The organism is Corticicoccus populi, assembly GCF_042686195.1.
Taxonomy (GTDB): domain Bacteria; phylum Bacillota; class Bacilli; order Staphylococcales; family Salinicoccaceae; genus Corticicoccus; species Corticicoccus populi.
This window is the reverse complement of sequence record NZ_JBHUOQ010000003.1, coordinates 20,619-37,447: the sequence shown is the minus strand read 5'-3', so window position 1 is coordinate 37,447 and position 16,829 is coordinate 20,619. Positions and strand designations below refer to the sequence as shown.

Genomic DNA, 16,829 nt, shown 5'->3' with positions numbered 1-16,829 from the left:
GTTAGCTCTCTTTCCTTGAAAATATTATTCGACCGGAATTGGTCTGAAGCACGCTCGTTACTTCAACACGTACATTTTTATTAATCAGATGTCTGCCGTCCTCAATGACCACCATTGTCCCGTCATCAAGGTACCCGACACCCTGTCCTTCTTCCTTGCCGTACTTAGTGACAAGAATATCAATCACATCACCCTGCACAACAAGCAGTTTAATAGCATCAGACAGTTCATTCACATTTAAAACTTTTATATTGTGTACCTGACACACCCGGTTCAAGTTGAAATCCGTAGTAATGATGGCACCTTTTTCTGCTTTTGCCAGCTGGATTAACTGCTGGTCCACATCCAGTTTATCATATTTGACCGGCATCACCTGAATATCATCCAGAGTCTGAAGCTGATTCAGCATATCAAGCCCGCGCTGTCCGCGGTCCCTTTTAATTGAATCTGTAGAATCTGCAATCAATTGCAGCTCATCCAGTACAAACTGCGGGACAATAAGCTCTCCGTCTATAAACCCCGTCTTGACTACATCTACTATTCTACCATCAATAATCGCACTCGTATCAAGAAACTTCTTCCCTGCTGCCGGTATTTCTTTTGCTTTCTGCTGGGGTTTTTGAAACAAATCCAGCACTTCACCGTATTTTTTCATACCGATTTGGAAACCAAGATATCCAAGAACCACAGCCAGAACAAACGACACAATGTCACTGATTAACGGTATATTTAAAGTATTTAATAATAAAGAAATAAGTACAGCAATCACAAGCCCGATAATCATTCCGAGTGTCGCAAAAGTAATCTCTACAATGCTGCGGTTTAAAATCACACCTTCGCCTTTACGAATCAGTTTCTCAACCTGGTCCACCGACCAGAAAAACAATGCCAGAAATAAAACACCGCCGATAAATGCATATACAAATACATTATCAATCAGCTCCGGCAGTTCCAGCGGCAGCAGTCCGAACACACTCGGCAGCAGCCAGACACCAAGAGATAATCCAATGATAAAGTATAACACATACAATAAGTATCTCAGCATCTTCTCCCTCCTTTTCAAATATTAGTTGTCAACATACTTCAGTGCATCCCCGAGCGTTCTCGCTCCGAATACATTGATGCCTTCCGGGATTTTAGTCCCTTTCATATTGGATGACGGTATCACCGCTCTTTTGAAGCCGAGTTTCGCCGCTTCCTGCAGTCTCTGTTCAATCTTTGTCACGCGTCTGACTTCACCTGTCAATCCGACTTCACCGATAAAACAATCTTCCCCGCGGACAACCGTTCCTTTAAAACTGCTCGCTATACTGATGATAACGCTCAAATCCACTGCCGGTTCATCCAGTTTCACACCGCCTGCAACTTTAATATATGCATCATGCTGCTGCATGAGATAGCCCTCATTTTTCTCAAGTACTGCCATCAGAAGAGACAGCCTGTTCTGGTCAATCCCTGTCGCCATACGCCGCGGATTGTGAAAGTGTGTTGGTGTCACCAGCGCCTGAACTTCCACAAGCATTGCCCTCGTTCCTTCCATTGTCGCCACAATAGCAGATCCCGGAGCATTCTTCGAGCGTTCTTCCAAAAATATTTCAGAAGGGTTCAGCACTTCCTTAAGCCCTTCATTCTTCATCTCGAATATACCCATTTCATTTGTAGATCCGAAACGGTTTTTAACGGCACGCAGAATCCGGAATGTATGATGCTGGTCGCCTTCAAAATAAAGAACAGTATCCACCATGTGCTCGAGCAGACGCGGTCCGGCAATCTGACCTTCTTTTGTGACATGACCGACTATGAACGTTGCGATATTATTTCCTTTGGCAATATTCATCAGGCTCTGTGTACATTCTCTCACCTGTGAAACACTGCCCGGTGCACTTGTAATATCGGGATGAAAAATCGTTTGAATGGAATCTATGATTAAAAAGTCAGGGTTCAGTTTTTTGACTTCATCATGAATATAAAAGAGGTTTGTCTCACTGTAGACATTCAGTCTCTCACTGGATTCAGTCAGCCGGTCCGCCCGCAGTTTAATCTGTTCCAAAGACTCTTCGCCTGAAACATAGAGCACCTCGTGCTTTTCAGAAAGTGTCAAAGCCGTCTGGAGTAAAATTGTGGATTTTCCGATACCGGGATCTCCGCCGATTAAAATCAAAGAACCATCCACGATTCCGCCGCCGAGTACACGGTCAAACTCCCCGCTTTGAGTGTATGTTCTCGGTGTGTGCGCCTGCTTTACACGCTCAAGCTTCCTTGAACGGGAACGCTCTTCCTGTTCTTTCTTGCCGAGTGTACCTCTGCCCGTTGTCTCTTTATGAACAAGCTTTTCTTCCATCTGGTTCCATGAGCCGCAGTTCGGACACTTACCCATCCACTTCGGGGACTCGTAACCGCAGGACATACATTCAAATACATTTTTTGACTTCGCCATTTCTGTTTTCTGCCTCCAGTAAAAGTATTAACCTATATTGTATTATGAATTGCCGTAATTTGAAAGCGTGACAACTTCACAAAAGCACCGTGAACACTTGACTTTACGTCTCTCATTCTCTAAACTGTCGACAAGCTATTATAAATTTATGATCAGGTGATGCCATGTCTACTTTTAAAAAATTTCAGGAACGTGCAGAAACATATAAAACAGTCCCTGTCGTTGATACTTTTTTTACTGATATTCTAACCCCCATCCATATTTTTAACGCATTGAAAGACGAAGCATCCTACATACTGGAAAGCAATGACCCGACATCCGAATGGTCCAATTACTCATTCATCGGCCTTAACCCCATGTATGAAATGAAAGAAATCGACCATTCTTTTACAGTCACAGATACCCGGTCTGATACATCCGTTTCCTACAGCAGTCTGAGCGAGGCATTTTCAGAGACCATGCAGCAGATTGATGCATTCACTGATGATATTCCGCTTCCTTTTAAAGGCGGTGCAGTCGGATACATCAGTTATGAAGCAGTCAGTGATTTTGCACCCGTCGAACCCCGCAGCAGTGCCGGCGGAAAATATCATTTTATTTTCTGCAGCACACTGATTGCCTATAACCACCGGACCAAAGAAACCAGTGTCATTTCATATGCCGACACTTCATCAGACACTCCACTTCAGGAAGTTTATGAGACACATTCAAACCATATTAATGATGTTAAGGAAAAGCTGCAGTATGCTGTCAGCCTGAGAGACTTAATGCTTTCCCCCGATGCCGGAGAAAACCAGCCGATTGATGTATCAAGCAACTACACTCATGATGCTTTCATCCGTGATGTTAAAAAGATTAAAGATTACATTTATCAGGGTGATGTATTTCAGGCGGTATTGTCGCAGCGTTTTGAAGTTGAAACTACCTGCTCGGGCTTTGAACTGTATCGTATTTTGAGAAATATAAACCCTTCTCCCTACATGTTTTATCTGACTCTTGATGATAAAACATTAATCGGCAGTTCTCCGGAAAGGCAGCTTGAGGTGAATAACGGGCGGCTTGAAATCCATCCGATTGCAGGGACACGTCCCCGCGGTGCGACACCGGAAGAAGATGAAGCATTCGCAGCGGATTTAATTAATGATGAAAAAGAACTTGCAGAGCACCGGATGCTTGTTGATCTTGCGAGAAACGATATCGGCAGAGTCGCAGAATACGGTTCAGTCGATGTCACCAGGTACATGACGATTGGCAGATTTGCCAAAGTCATGCATATTGTCAGTGTCGTGAACGGACAAATTCGTGACAATGTCACACCGATTGATGCATTCGTATCCGCCTTCCCTGCCGGCACATTGTCCGGTGCACCGAAGGTACGTGCGATGCAGATTCTCCGTGAGTTTGAGCCCACGGCCCGTGGTGTATACGGCGGCGCTGTTCTTTATGTCGGTTTTGACGGAAACATGGACTCATGCATCACCATTCGGACGATGACACTTTCAGGCAGCACCATTCATATTCAGGCAGGCGCCGGAGTCGTGGCAGATTCAGAGCCTGAGGCAGAGTTCCAGGAAACTGTGAATAAAGCAAGCGCACTCATTAAAACAGTACAGATTGCAGAATCTGTATTCGGGAAAGCAGGTGAATCCAATGATACTGATGATTGATCATTACGATTCATTCACATTTAATCTGGTACAGTATTTTGGAGAGCTCGGTCAGGAAGTGACCGTCGTAAAAAACGACATGATTAACCTTGAAGAAGTCAAAGACCTGAATCCTGATTTAATTGTTCTATCACCGGGACCATGTTCACCTGATGAAACCGGAATGACGATGACACTCATCGATGCTTTCAAAGAAACCTATCCGATTTTTGGTGTCTGTCTCGGTGAGCAGGCACTGGCACAGGCGTTCGGCGGCGATGTTGTACCGGCACCTTCCCTCCAGCACGGAAAAACATCTTTAATCCGTCACACAGGAGACGGTATATACACAGCATTCGACCGGGAAATGGAAGTCATGCGATACCATTCACTAATTGTAAAACGGGAAACACTGCCGACCTGTTTTGAAATTACATCAGAAACAAAAAATGGAGAAGTGATGGGCATACGCCATAAAACACTGCCGATAGAAGGGGTCCAGTTCCATCCGGAATCTATTGGAACTCCTGCCGGGAAACAATTCATCCAAAACATCATCACCGAATATATCCATTAAAAAACAATAAAATTCCCGCCGGGCATCCGGCGGGAATTTTATTAATCGAGCATTTCATTCTGTTTTTTTCTAAGCTTCCAGATGAATGAGTTTTCATCATCATTGACATCATCATATGTAATGACGTCACCTTTTTTCACATCATTTTTAAGCACGAGCCTGTTGTTTACCAGACCAATCGGCAGAGCATTCAGCGATTTTGCTTCTTCGTACTCATAAATTCTGCCGTAAATAGTGAAGCCGCCGATTGTATCGAGACTTTCTCCAGCCTTCAAATCCACCTTTGCAACTGTCGCTGTTTCTGCAATCATTCCGGCATTCGGCGCAATCGTCGGTGTGTTGTGAAGATATGCTTTTGCGATAGATAACGGCGTTTCAAGACTCGTTAAGTGATACGGTCTGTAGAGAACATAGTTCGGGCCGTCACCCATACTTAAATATTTCATTTCTTCATTTACTTCCTCTTTATCGGAAGAAATGATTAAGAATACACCGGGTGCAATACCATTCACAAAGTCAACAATCCTATGGTTTTTCACCTGACCGCCGTCTTCTTCAAGACGAAAGATATCAGGGAGTTCCTTCACGCCCGCTTTAAAGCCGTGCATTCCGGGCTTATCCGGCAGAAAGCCGGTCGCATTGGCAACTGCATTCATTTCCACCATCGTTTTTGTACCATCCTGGAAGGAGGCAATCATTTTCGGATTTGACTTTTTCTCCGCCGCAGCCTGAGCCACACTGTCCGGATTTGCATCCAGGTTTAATGGATTATTTTTACCTTTCCCCGCACCGACAATGTTGAAGCCGAGCGCATCCGCAAAATCGTAAAGTTCCATAATCGCCCCCGGCTCATCACCTGCAGATCCTGTGTAGACAACTCCGTTTTCACCTGCAAGCTTATTCAGATATACTCCGACAGTAATGTCCGCTTCAACATTCAGCATGACAATATGCTTTTTATTTTCAATTGCTTTGACAGCAACAAGTGCACCAACCTCCGGCACACCCGTCGCATCAACAATGACATCGAGTCCTTTAACCTCACACAATAAGTCTGTATCCGTTAACGCCAGGTATTTACCTTCACCGAGCGCCTGATCCGCCTCACCGATATTTTCCGGCACGGCAACATCCGCATCGTTTATTCCTGCGATTGAATATGCATGTTTCACATTATCCAGATTAATATCTGCTGTCGCAGCTACTCTCATGCCTTTCATAGACTCAATCTGGGAAATCATTCCGCGTCCCATCTGACCGGCGCCGACTAAGCCGACCCGTATTTCTTTTCCCGATTTTTCAAGCTCTACAAGTTCTCTATTCACACCCAGCATATTTTTGCCTCCATGTTATTTAGTTTTTATAATGACTTTCTGCCCGACTTCCAGGTCAGGAATCGCTTTTTTCTGAAGACAAATTGTCCCCGGCAGATCCGCATTACTTTCATCATTAAATTTAAACGTCGCGTGACCGAGTTCTCTCAGCGTTTCATTCGCTTTATCTCCGACAAAGAGGATTTCATATTCTGTTTCATGAAGCACCAGAACATCCCCTGCCTCTACATCCTGAGTCACTTCACCATCGTGAACGACTGAAATATCTTTTAATTCCTGCGGCGAATGATGGTTGAATAAAATCACCATATTTTCGCTTTTAATCATTTCCCACTCGCTGCCGAGCTCCATAATATTACCGTGTAGCTTTTCCAAAATGATTCCTCCATTCAAAAATTAATAAATCAGGAAACTGAATCCGAATGCGATTAATACTGCAAGCGGACCTGTGATTACCCTTGAAAACAGTACTGCAGGCACACCGACTTCAATTGTTTCAGGCTCTGCTTCACCTAACGTCAGTCCAACCGGCACAAAGTCAGCCCCGGCCTGAGGGTTAATTGCAAATAGTGCAGGCAGTGCCATCTCCGGCGGAATATTTCCCCGGCCGATTTCAGTACCGATTAAGACACCGACCACCTGCGCGATAACAGCCCCGGGACCAAGTACAGGTGAAAGAATCGGCAGAGAGACAATCACTGACAGCAGGAGCAGACCAAAAATATTTCCTGCAAGCGGCGTCACAAGATTCGCAATTAAATCACCGATTCCGGTAAAAGTGATAATACCAATCAGCATCGACACAAAAGCCATGAAAGGCAGTATGTTTTTAATTACCTGATCAATCGTTTCACGCCCTGCCTGATAGAATACGCTGACGACACCGCCCATCGCCCGGCCGAAACGCTCGATAAAACCTTTCTTACGCTCCTGCGGATAATTTTCTTTCGCTTTTATCTTTGCTTCCTCTTTAATCTCATGCGCAGTTTTTTCATTCGCTGCTTCCTGATGTGTCACAGCCTCTGTTTCATCAGACGCCTCTTTATCTGTATACTCCACATTATTCTTTTTAACCCCGGACACAAAATTGTGTTCCTTAATAAACTGCATCAACGGCCCAGACGGTCCTGTTGCATGAAGGTTAACAGTCAGCACATTATTTTTCGGATAAATACCACATCTCGCCGTACCGCCGCAGTCAATCACGACACATGCCATCTCTTCATAGCCCACTCTTGTACTGAAGCCGTCCACTGCCTCTGCACCTGTCATTTCTGCAATATGCTGAGTCAGAGGGTCAATGCCCCCGCCTGTGACAGACACGATATATTTTTTTGTTTCATCCGGTTTTATAGTTAACGGTCCGCCCCAGCCGCCGGAACCTTTTGATATCTTCACATGTTTATACATAAGTTTTCCCCCTACTCCTTATCAAAGTATCCCTGTTTTTTCATCATACGCACCGTGATAAATTCAGTGACCACACCACGGATTAAAATCACTACAATCCCCGTAATAAAATACATAATTGCGAGCGGCCCGAGTGATAATCCGAGCGTTGTCAAACCTGCAGCAACACCAAGATACACAAACAGTTCCGCCGGATTCGCATGCGGGAAAAGCCCTGTAATCGGATGTACAAATGATACTGCCGAGTCATAGAATGCAGGCTTTTGTTTCTCCGGTAAAAATCGGCCGAAAGTATATGCCATTGGATTCGTTAAAAAGAATACTGCCAAAAGTGGAAACAGTGTATATCTGAAGATGAAATACTTTGTCAGCTTCTGCGCAAAACGTGTCACCCGCTCCTCACCAACAAATCTCACCACAGCATTTACCGCGGTAATTAATACAATCAACAATGGAATAATGCCTGTTACCATGCCGATGAAAGTATCTCCGCCTTCCTGAAACATCCCGATAAACCCTTCTGCTATTCTTACGATAAAGTCCATTTTAAATCCCCCTTATACTTGATATTTTTCATTGTCTATTTTCTTAATTGCATCATTAAGTGCTTTATACGTCTGTTCGTTAAATCTATGATGACTTTCTTTAAGTATCGCGATCTTCTCCCCGATTAATTCACTGTATTTCTCAAACCTCGTAAACACCGTCACTCCGCTCATTATTTTAGCGTCAATCACATTGTCCTCATTGTCACTGACTAAAATAATCACAACCCCTTTGCCGAAACGCTTCTTACTGACACCGACACCAAGGTAACCTGAATCCCTTCTGCTCATTTCAGCAATTGTTTTATAGTAATTCTTCAACTGATAATGTGTCAGTATGAACTGAGCACCCCATAAGGCAATGAACACCAGGAAAATGAAAATAACACTTTGCATATACACCCACCCTTTACATTTGTTCTATTTTAGAACTTATGTAAATAATAAAGCGGTTACATTATCTTGTCAATATAATTTTGAACATTATGTGAAAATTTATTTTTTCAACGGACGGGATAAAATATTGACACAATTGTAACTATCATGCGATAATCTTTTCAAATGTTCCTGATAGGAACTAATGTAAAAACAGGAGGCGTCTTATGGATTTTAAATTACCAGAAAATGTTACTGTCGATGATTTAAGCCAGCTTTATGAAGAAATGTGGTTAATCCGTCTGTTTGATGAAAAAGTAGATGAATTTTTTGCGAAAGGTAAGATTCACGGTACGACCCATCTTGCTGTCGGTCAGGAAGCAACTGCTTCCGGTGTATGTGCACTGCTGAGCGACTCAGACATGATTACCAGCACACACAGGGGACACGGCCACTGTATTGCAAAGGGTGCGGAAACAAAATATATGATGGCTGAACTTTTCGGCCGAAAAACCGGCTACTGTAAAGGAAAAGGCGGTTCAATGCACATCGCGGACCTTGAAAAAGGAAACCTCGGTGCAAACGGTATTGTAGGCGGCGGGTTCGCTATTGCGACAGGTGCGGCACTAACTTCCCAGATGAAAAATCAGGGCAGTGTTGTCGTTTGTTTCTTTGGCGACGGCGCTTCAAATGAGGGCAGTTTTCATGAAGCACTGAATCTCGCTTCAATATGGAAGCTTCCTGTTGTATTCGTCTGTGAAAACAATCAATACGGCATGTCCGGGTCAGTCAATGATATGACCAACATTAAAGATATTGCCGAAAGAGCAGCAGCATACGGTATTCCGGGAAATGTCGCAGACGGCAATAATATTTTCGAAGTGATGACAGCAACAGAAGAAGCTGTGGACTATGCACGGGCCGGCAATGGACCTTCATTAGTGGAGTTCAAAACATACCGCTGGAAAGGCCACTCGAAGAGTGACGCAAAGAAATACCGTACACGTGAAGAAGAAAAAGAATGGCGTCAGAAAGATCCAATTAAATTACTCGGAGATGCTTTAGTCAGCGAAGGTATCGTCAGTGAAGATGAATTAAAACAGTTAAAAGAAAAAGCAGTTGAAGAAATCGAAGCGAGTGTTCAGTTTGCTTTAGACAGTGAAGAACCTGATTTATCCACCCTGCTTGAAGATGTATACGCAGAATAAAATTTGGAGGTCGTAAGTAATGAGAGAAATAACATACTTGGAAGCTGTCAGAGAAGCACTGTCACAGGAAATGCGTAATAACGATGATGTTTTCATTCTTGGCGAGGATATTGGTGTTTACGGCGGTGCTTTTGGAGTCACGCGCGGAATGATTGAAGAATTCGGCCCTGAACGCATCCGGAACACACCTATTTCAGAAGCCGCTATATCCGGCACAGCAGTGGGTGCTGCTTTAACCGGGATGCGTCCGATTTTAGAACTTCAATTCTCTGATTTTATAACAATTGCCATGGATAATCTTGCGAATCAGGCAGCAAAAATCAGATATATGTACGGCGGGAAAGGAACCATCCCGATGGTGCTCAGAACACCTGCCGGTTCCGGTACGGGTGCTGCCGCCCAGCATTCCCAGAGCCTTGAAGCATGGGTAGCCCATGTGCCCGGACTGAAAGTCGTACAGCCGTCCACAGCAGCAGATGCAAAAGGACTGTTAAAAGCAGCCATTGACGACAATAACCCGGTCGTTTTTTATGAACATAAACTACTCTATAAAACATCAGGAGACGTTCCGGAAGAACAGTACAGCATCCCCCTTGGAAAAGCGGATATTAAACGGGAAGGATCCGATGTCACAATTGTCGCTACAGGAATTATGGTTCATAAAGCACTTGAAGCAGCACAATCGCTTGAAGAAAAAGGCATTGATGTAGAGATTGTTGACCCGAGAACCCTTGTACCGTTTGATACTGAAACAGTCGTTGAATCCGTATCAAAAACCGGAAAAGTACTCGTCGTCCATGAAGCGGTGAAATTCGGCGGAATCGGCGGGGAGATTGCCTCACTGATTGCAGAAAGTGATGCATTTGATTATCTCGACTACCCTGTCAGAAGACTTGGTGCCGCTTTTGTACCTATTCCTTATAACCCGAATCTCGAAAAAGCGACTGTCCCTTCTGTTGAAGACATTATTGAAACTGTTGATGAAATGGTGAACTACAAAGTTAAGGAGGTGTAATGGATGGCTAAAGAAATATTTATGCCTAAACTAAGCAGTACAATGGCTGAAGGTACTGTCATTGAATGGTTTAAAGACGAAGGTGACACCGTTGAAACAGGCGAACCGATTCTTGAAATAATGACAGATAAAATTAACATTGAAGTAGAATCCTATCATGACGGTGTGCTCTTGAAAAAATATTATGAAACAGATGATGTTGTACCGGTCAATCAGGTCATCGGATACATCGGCGACAGCGGTGAAGACGTTCCGGACACGCCGCCTGAACAAGCATCGGGAGATACTGATGATACTGAACAAAATAGTGACGCGTCTTCTGAAAATACTGAGACTGATGTCCGCAAAGACAGTAAGGATGACACTGGAGCGGAAAACACACAATCCAGAATCGGTAAAGTCCCTGCGACTCCGTCAGCCCGTGCACTCGCAAGAAACAATGATGTCGATATTAAAGATGTGACTGGAAGCGGCAGAAACGGCAGAATCCATAGAGAAGATGTAGCAGAGTACATTAACAGCATCAAAGATGAAAAACAGAGTCCAAAAACAGCAGAAACTGCTGCAGCCGGGCAGCCTGAGACGGTAAAAACAAGTAAACTGAAAGGCGCTCAAAAAGTGACCGCCGACAGAATGCTTGACAGCAGAAACACGATACCTCACGTAACAATGGACTTTGAAGTTTCCATGGGCAGACTGATTGAACTGCGTAAAACATTAAACGATAACACTGATGACATTAAAATATCATTTAATGATCTGTTCACAGCTGCAGTATCTGCTGCTTTAAAGAAACATCCGGATATCAATATCACTTACCAAAACAATGAAATCCATCACCATGAGTCTGTAAATATCGGCATTGCAGTCGCATCAGGCAGCGAATTATTTGTCCCGGTCATTAAAAATGCCGGTCAGCGCGGTCTTTCTTCTATATCGGAAGAAAGCAAAAAAATCATCAGGCAGATTAAAGACAAAAACTTCACCGAGGGCTTAATGTCGGATGGTACATTTACAATCAGTAATCTTGGCATGTATAATATAAAACAATTCACACCAATTATTAATAAGCCTCAGGCAGCCATTCTCGGAATCGGCGGAATGTATGATGTTGTTGATTTAGTTGATGACAAATGTGTCAAAGTCAAAAAATCGACATTGAGTCTGTCATTCGACCACCGGGTCATCAACGGTGCACCTGCCGCTGCTTTTTGCGATACCGTAAAGGAATTGGTTGAAAATCCTGTTAAACTATTACTTTAATTAGAGAAACAGACATGAAAAGGTGCAGATTATGGGAACCATTACAAACGACACACGTCTTTTAGTCAAAGTTGCAAAGCTGTATTACTTTGAAGGACTGACTCAGGCTCAAATTTCGAAGCATATCGGTGTATCACGGCCGATTATTTCAAAAATGCTGACCAAAGCAAAAGAGGACGGCATTATTGAATTTTTCATCAAGGATGAATCTGCACTTACAGTTGATCTTGAACTGAAACTTGAAAAAAAATACGGCCTGAAAGAAGTGATTATCTCACCCGGACATGACCAGGAATACTCTGAAACGCTGAAAATCTTAGGACAGCTTGCCTCAGTACATGTGTCCAAAAAGCTTGATGATATTCATTCAATTGGTATCAGCTGGGGAAAGGGTGTGTCCAATTTTGTTGACGCATTCCCTTATCAGAAATCAGAATCCCTTCATATTGTTCCGTTAATCGGAGGGATGGGGCGCAGTCATATTGATCTTCACTCAAATATTCTCACGCTTAAATTTGCGCAGAAACTCCAGGCGAGCGCAAGCTATCTTTATGCGCCTGCCATGGTAAGAAGTACGGATGTCAAGCAGCGTCTGGTGGAATCTCCTGATATTTCCGGTGTGCTTGAAGAAGGGAGAAACGTGGATATCGCAATTATCGGTATTGGAAATCCGACAGTCAATTCAACAATGGAAGAAATCGGCTACCTCTCTGATGAAGATACGGCTTCACTCAAAGACTATGGTGCTGTAACCGATATTAACTCATATTTCCTTGATAAAGACGGTGTCTTAATCAATCACCCTTTAAATGACAGTATCATCGGTGTAAACGTTACACTTGAGAATCATATTAAAGAAACTGTCGCGATCGCTTGCGGTGACAATAAAATTGAAAGCATGCATGTTGCTTTAATGAATGGTGCTGTTGATGTACTGGTTACAGATGACCGGACAGCACAAAAACTAATTGATGAATACTAAAAGAACCGACAGTCATTAATGACTGTCGGTTCTTCAATGATATTCAGTAAATTTAATTTTTTACTTTTTCTTTACCGCTTGTTTCCACCACAAATTTCTCATCTTTATAGTCCACGGTAACGACTTTGTTTTCGAAAGTTTCACCGGACAATAATGATTCACTGAGTACATCTTCAATATTTTTCTGGATACTTCTTGCGAGTGGTCTTGCACCGTAATCCGGATCGAAACCGTCCTCAACAATCTGTGTTTTCGCATTATCCGTCACAACAACATCGATTTCTTTATCTCTGAGTCTGCTGCTTAAATCATCAATCATTAATGACACAATTTCTTTAAGATGCTCTTTTTCGAGACTGTGGAAAACAATAATGTCATCCACACGGTTGATAAATTCAGGTCTGAAAGTGTTCTTCAGTTCCTTCATCATCGTGCTTCGAATGGTTTCATAATCCGGCGTTTCGGAATTCGATGAACCGAAGCCGACAAATTTCTGGTCTTTCAGCTCCTGTGCACCGACATTAGATGTCATCACAATTACAGTGTTTCTAAAATCAACCGTTCTGCCGTTTGAATCTGTCAGTCTGCCGTCATCAAGAACCTGTAGGAGCATGTTAAAGACATCCGGATGTGCTTTTTCAATTTCATCAAACAAAACAAGTGAATATGGTTTACGGCGGACTTTTTCAGTCAGCTGACCACCGTCATCATAACCGACATATCCCGGCGGTGACCCGACAAGTCTTGATACGGAGTGTTTCTCCATATACTCACTCATGTCCACGCGAATCATCGCATCCTCTTCCCCGAACATTGCTTCTGACAACGCTCTTGCCAGCTCAGTTTTACCGACACCTGTCGGTCCGAGGAAAATAAAGCTTCCGATCGGACGTTTTGGATTTTTAAGACCTGCACGTGCACGGCGGACTGCTTTAGCAATCGATTCAACAGCCGCATCCTGCCCTATCACGCGTTCGTGCAGAATTGATTCAAGGTTCAGCAGTCTTTCTGATTCTTCTTCAGCAATTTTCTGCAGCGGTATTCCCGTCATATTACTGATGACAATTTCGATATCCGCTTTTGTCACAGACTGTGACAGCCGTTCCTGATCCTTTTTCCAATTATCCTTTTTATCCTGAAGCTCCTTCTCAAGCTTAGACTGCTGATCTCTGAAGTTTGCCGCTTCTTCGAATTCCTGACTCTGAACAGCCGCATCCTTCTCTTTTTTCACAGTCTCGAGTCTTGCTTCAAGTTCCTTTAAATCCGGCGGTGATGTGTAACTTCTTAAACGTACCTTGGATGATGCTTCATCAATCAAATCGATTGCCTTATCCGGCAGAAAACGATCCTGCACATAACGGTTACTCATATATACAGCAGCTTCAAGTGCTTCATCAGAAATATTAATTCTGTGATGCGCCTCGTATTTATCACGCAGTCCTCTCAGTATTAACACCGCATCCTCTTCACTCGGTTCATCCACCTGAACCGGCTGGAAGCGTCTTTCAAGTGCCGCATCTTTTTCAATGTGCCTGCGGTACTCATCGAGGGTTGTCGCTCCGATACATTGCAGTTCTCCGCGCGCAAGCGCCGGTTTTAATATATTGGATGCATCAATCGCACCTTCGGCACCACCTGCACCAATCAAGGTATGGAGTTCATCAATAAATAAAACAACATTCCCTGCTTTATGAATTTCCTCCATCACTTTTTTCATACGCTCTTCAAATTCACCGCGGTATTTCGTACCCGCAACCACAGTACCCATATCCAGTGACATTACACGCTTATCTTTCAATGTCTCAGGCACTTCATGTTTCACTATCGACTGGGCCAGTCCTTCTGCAATCGCTGTTTTACCAACTCCGGGCTCACCGATTAATACGGGGTTGTTTTTCGTACGGCGGCTGAGTACTTCAACCACCCGTGTAATCTCTTTAGATCTGCCGATAACAGGATCCAGTCTGTCTTCACGTGCAATAGCTGTTAAATCACGTGCAAGTGAATCCAGCGTTGGTGTATTAGTATCTTTTTTCGCAGATCCTTTTGACTGGAACGTGTCCGGATTCCCGAGCATTTTAATGACAGATGCCCGTGCTTTTGTAATATTTAAATCCAGATTTGACAGCACTCTTGCTGCAACGCCCTCACTTTCACGGATTAAACCGAGAAGAAGGTGCTCCGTCCCGACAAAATTATGATGCAGCTTCCGCGCTTCATCCATGGATAATTCAATTACTTTTTTAGCACGCGGTGTATAGTGAATCGATGATGTCGCTTCATTGCCTTCACTGATTAAATTAAATACTTCATCACGGACATTTTCGTCTGTGATATTAAAATTCGATAACACCTTTGCCGCAATGCCCTCTTTCTCTTTCACCAGACCAAGCAGAAGGTGTTCTGTTCCTATATTTGAATGTTTTAAATTAATTGCTTCTTCCTGTGCAAAGGCAAGTACTTTCTGTGCACGTTCAGTCAATCGGCCGAATAACATACTACATTCCTCCTAATCGTTCTCTTAATAAGGCGGCCCGTTCTTCGTCCACTGCCTTTTCAAGAGATGAAATTTCTTTATTTAACTCATTTAATCTTTTTTTAACAAATGCCGGCTGGATTAATTGTACCCACTCTTGAAATCTAAAATCAATTTTCAGGATTCCCATATCCATACCGAGTTTTACATTGCTCAAGTGCATTGCCGCTTCTTTTGAGGTCAGTGTATAGGCATATTTTAAAATACCATAAGAGCGGCTGACTGTATCTTTCGTTTTCACCGGGTAGTGTGTGATTAAATCCTTCCGGACTTCCTGTTCTTCTTCTATAATTCTATTTTTCAGTTCGTCCAGGTGATCAATAATTTCCTCTTCCGTCTGTCCGAGTGTCAGCTGATTCGACAGCTGGTATATATGACCGAGAGGCACACTCCCTTCCCCGTATATACCACGTAACGCAAATCCAAAACGATTTAAATTGTTTTGGAAACGGCTGATTTTATTATTTAATGATAATGCCGGGAGATGGAGCATTACAGATGCCCTCATTCCTGTGCCGACATTTGTCGGACATGCCGTTAAAAAACCGTACCGCTCATCAAAAGCATAGTTCAGTTTCTCTTCCAAAACATCGTCTATTCTGACCGCTTTTTCATATAAATCATGCATCGGCACCCCGGCACCCATTACCTGAATCCGCAGATGATCTTCTTCATTCACCATGACAGATTCAGATTCATCTTTATTAATAAAGCTCGAATACCCGTTTTTTGTGAACAAAGGGCTGATGAGGTGCTTTTCGACGAGAAGCGCCTTATCTTCAAAGTTCATTTCATTAACCGGTATATTGTGATGCCCTGTCAATACCTCTTCAATCTCACCGGACAGTGACTCTACAGCATCAGGGTCATTCAGCTGGTGTGGGAACGGCAGCCCTTTAATATTTCTCGCGAGTCTGATTCTTGAAGACATTTCAATGGGTTGTTCCTCAATGTCCTTAAGCCAGGGACTTAAATAATTATTCACATCGTTCACCTGCCGATTCCAGTGCCTTAATTTCATCGCGGACAACCACAGCCTCTTCAAAATTCTGTGCTTCGACCAGCTCTGATAATTTCACTTTAAGTGTTTCAATCTGCTTTTTCACTTCCAGATGCGCCCTGGATTTTTTCGGTACTCTGCCGACATGGCTGTTCTGATGAAGCTGAACACGATTCACAATATTAAGTGCCTCGTCAGAGAATGTTGTATAGCATTCCGAACAGCCGAATCTGCCTTTTTTCAATATAGATTCAATCGTTGAACCGCATGTGGCGCAGCGTTTGGTCTCAGATTCTCTTCTCGTGAGTTTCTGATGCTGCGACAATGATTGTAACAGCTGATGAATGTTAAACGACTCATCCGAAAAGCTTGAATACTGACTGGAAAAAGATTCGTTTGCACACTGCTCACACAGGAACTGTTCCCGCTGGTTAAATCCGCTGTTCTTACTGATATGGATGCTCGCTTCCCTTTCACCGCACAATTCACACTTCACTGACA

The 16,829-nt window shown here is 43.4% G+C and carries 16 protein-coding genes; 6 read left to right on the top strand and 10 right to left on the bottom strand.

The annotated features are described in order from the left end of the window. Position 1 precedes the first annotated feature (1 nt). Both ACFSX4_RS08475 and radA read right to left on the bottom strand, forming a co-directional pair. Positions 2-1,045 (bottom strand): PIN/TRAM domain-containing protein, encoded by a 1,044-nt coding sequence (locus ACFSX4_RS08475; protein WP_377773580.1) that lies wholly within the window; start codon positions 1,043-1,045, stop codon positions 2-4. A 21-nt stretch (positions 1,046-1,066) separates the two neighbouring features. After that, positions 1,067-2,437 (bottom strand): DNA repair protein RadA, encoded by a 1,371-nt coding sequence (gene radA / locus ACFSX4_RS08470; protein ID WP_377773578.1) that lies wholly within the window; start codon positions 2,435-2,437, stop codon positions 1,067-1,069. Between the two features lie 164 nt (positions 2,438-2,601). Here radA and trpE point away from each other — a divergent pair, with 164 nt between their 5' ends. Together trpE and ACFSX4_RS08460 are read left to right on the top strand one after the other, a co-directional pair. Further along, positions 2,602-4,104: an anthranilate synthase component I gene (trpE, locus tag ACFSX4_RS08465; protein WP_377773576.1), complete on the top strand. Its 1,503-nt coding sequence runs from the start codon at positions 2,602-2,604 to the stop codon at positions 4,102-4,104. Next, positions 4,088-4,660 carry an anthranilate synthase component II gene (locus ACFSX4_RS08460; protein ID WP_377773574.1) on the top strand — a complete coding sequence of 191 codons (573 nt, stop codon included), beginning with the start codon at positions 4,088-4,090 and terminating at the stop codon, positions 4,658-4,660. The genes trpE and ACFSX4_RS08460 overlap by 17 nt, the downstream gene beginning before the upstream one ends. 41 nt (positions 4,661-4,701) lie before the next feature. On the opposite strand, the gene ACFSX4_RS08455 is transcribed toward ACFSX4_RS08460, so the two are convergent. The 5 genes from ACFSX4_RS08455 to ACFSX4_RS08435 are packed head-to-tail and all read right to left on the bottom strand — an operon-like array spanning position 4,702 to position 8,345. Then, positions 4,702-5,994, bottom strand: coding sequence for an NAD(P)H-dependent oxidoreductase (locus ACFSX4_RS08455; RefSeq protein WP_377773572.1), 1,293 nt, complete (start codon positions 5,992-5,994; stop codon positions 4,702-4,704). Between the two features lie 15 nt (positions 5,995-6,009). Then, positions 6,010-6,369, bottom strand: a complete 360-nt coding sequence (locus tag ACFSX4_RS08450) for a PTS glucitol/sorbitol transporter subunit IIA (protein WP_377773570.1) — start codon at positions 6,367-6,369, stop codon at positions 6,010-6,012. Between the two features lie 21 nt (positions 6,370-6,390). Further along, entirely contained in the window at positions 6,391-7,404 is a 1,014-nt protein-coding gene (gene srlE / locus ACFSX4_RS08445) for a PTS glucitol/sorbitol transporter subunit IIB (RefSeq protein ID WP_377773568.1), read from the bottom strand. 11 nt (positions 7,405-7,415) lie between these two features. Next, on the bottom strand, positions 7,416-7,949 hold the full coding sequence (gene srlA, locus ACFSX4_RS08440) for a PTS glucitol/sorbitol transporter subunit IIC (protein ID WP_377773566.1): 534 nt from the start codon (positions 7,947-7,949) through the stop codon (positions 7,416-7,418). A gap of 12 nt (positions 7,950-7,961) precedes the next feature. Continuing rightward, complete coding sequence (locus tag ACFSX4_RS08435) at positions 7,962-8,345, bottom strand: transcriptional regulator GutM (protein ID WP_377773564.1); 384 nt, start codon at positions 8,343-8,345, stop codon at positions 7,962-7,964. Between the two features lie 206 nt (positions 8,346-8,551). Between ACFSX4_RS08435 and ACFSX4_RS08430 the strand changes: the two genes are divergently transcribed. The 4 genes from ACFSX4_RS08430 to ACFSX4_RS08415 are packed head-to-tail and all read left to right on the top strand — an operon-like array spanning position 8,552 to position 12,792. After that, the gene (locus ACFSX4_RS08430) at positions 8,552-9,532 is read left to right on the top strand and encodes a thiamine pyrophosphate-dependent dehydrogenase E1 component subunit alpha (protein WP_377773562.1); all 981 of its coding nucleotides are present in this window, start codon (positions 8,552-8,554) and stop codon (positions 9,530-9,532) included. Positions 9,533-9,551: 19 nt separating this feature from the next. Beyond that, a complete protein-coding gene (locus ACFSX4_RS08425) occupies positions 9,552-10,547 on the top strand; it encodes an alpha-ketoacid dehydrogenase subunit beta (protein ID WP_377773560.1) in 996 nt (331 codons plus the stop codon). A gap of 3 nt (positions 10,548-10,550) precedes the next feature. Beyond that, the gene (locus ACFSX4_RS08420; protein ID WP_377773558.1) at positions 10,551-11,810 is read left to right on the top strand and encodes a dihydrolipoamide acetyltransferase family protein; all 1,260 of its coding nucleotides are present in this window, start codon (positions 10,551-10,553) and stop codon (positions 11,808-11,810) included. Positions 11,811-11,841: 31 nt separating this feature from the next. Further along, positions 11,842-12,792 carry a sugar-binding transcriptional regulator gene (locus ACFSX4_RS08415; RefSeq protein WP_377773556.1) on the top strand — a complete coding sequence of 317 codons (951 nt, stop codon included), beginning with the start codon at positions 11,842-11,844 and terminating at the stop codon, positions 12,790-12,792. 52 nt (positions 12,793-12,844) lie between these two features. On the opposite strand, the gene ACFSX4_RS08410 is transcribed toward ACFSX4_RS08415, so the two are convergent. The 3 genes from ACFSX4_RS08410 to ACFSX4_RS08400 are packed head-to-tail and all read right to left on the bottom strand — an operon-like array spanning position 12,845 to position 16,824. Then, on the bottom strand, positions 12,845-15,289 hold the full coding sequence (locus ACFSX4_RS08410) for an ATP-dependent Clp protease ATP-binding subunit (protein WP_377773554.1): 2,445 nt from the start codon (positions 15,287-15,289) through the stop codon (positions 12,845-12,847). A 1-nt stretch (position 15,290) separates the two neighbouring features. Next, positions 15,291-16,313, bottom strand: coding sequence for a hypothetical protein (locus ACFSX4_RS08405; RefSeq protein ID WP_377773552.1), 1,023 nt, complete (start codon positions 16,311-16,313; stop codon positions 15,291-15,293). After that, the gene (locus ACFSX4_RS08400) at positions 16,306-16,824 is read right to left on the bottom strand and encodes a UvrB/UvrC motif-containing protein (protein ID WP_377773550.1); all 519 of its coding nucleotides are present in this window, start codon (positions 16,822-16,824) and stop codon (positions 16,306-16,308) included. The genes ACFSX4_RS08405 and ACFSX4_RS08400 overlap by 8 nt, the downstream gene beginning before the upstream one ends. Positions 16,825-16,829: the final 5 nt, after the last annotated feature.

Excerpts from the sequence above, each read along its gene's own strand:
- ACFSX4_RS08475 (WP_377773580.1), bottom strand. The coding sequence starts at position 1,045 with ATGCTGAGATACTTATTGTATGTGTTATACTTTATCATTGGATTATCT.
- radA (WP_377773578.1), bottom strand. The coding sequence starts at position 2,437 with ATGGCGAAGTCAAAAAATGTATTTGAATGTATGTCCTGCGGTTACGAG.
- trpE (WP_377773576.1), top strand. The coding sequence starts at position 2,602 with ATGTCTACTTTTAAAAAATTTCAGGAACGTGCAGAAACATATAAAACA.
- ACFSX4_RS08460 (WP_377773574.1), top strand. The coding sequence starts at position 4,088 with ATGATACTGATGATTGATCATTACGATTCATTCACATTTAATCTGGTA.
- ACFSX4_RS08455 (WP_377773572.1), bottom strand. The coding sequence starts at position 5,994 with ATGCTGGGTGTGAATAGAGAACTTGTAGAGCTTGAAAAATCGGGAAAA.
- srlE (WP_377773568.1), bottom strand. The coding sequence starts at position 7,404 with ATGTATAAACATGTGAAGATATCAAAAGGTTCCGGCGGCTGGGGCGGA.
- srlA (WP_377773566.1), bottom strand. The coding sequence starts at position 7,949 with ATGGACTTTATCGTAAGAATAGCAGAAGGGTTTATCGGGATGTTTCAG.
- ACFSX4_RS08435 (WP_377773564.1), bottom strand. The coding sequence starts at position 8,345 with ATGCAAAGTGTTATTTTCATTTTCCTGGTGTTCATTGCCTTATGGGGT.
- ACFSX4_RS08430 (WP_377773562.1), top strand. The coding sequence starts at position 8,552 with ATGGATTTTAAATTACCAGAAAATGTTACTGTCGATGATTTAAGCCAG.
- ACFSX4_RS08425 (WP_377773560.1), top strand. The coding sequence starts at position 9,552 with ATGAGAGAAATAACATACTTGGAAGCTGTCAGAGAAGCACTGTCACAG.
- ACFSX4_RS08420 (WP_377773558.1), top strand. The coding sequence starts at position 10,551 with ATGGCTAAAGAAATATTTATGCCTAAACTAAGCAGTACAATGGCTGAA.
- ACFSX4_RS08415 (WP_377773556.1), top strand. The coding sequence starts at position 11,842 with ATGGGAACCATTACAAACGACACACGTCTTTTAGTCAAAGTTGCAAAG.
- ACFSX4_RS08410 (WP_377773554.1), bottom strand. The coding sequence starts at position 15,289 with ATGTTATTCGGCCGATTGACTGAACGTGCACAGAAAGTACTTGCCTTT.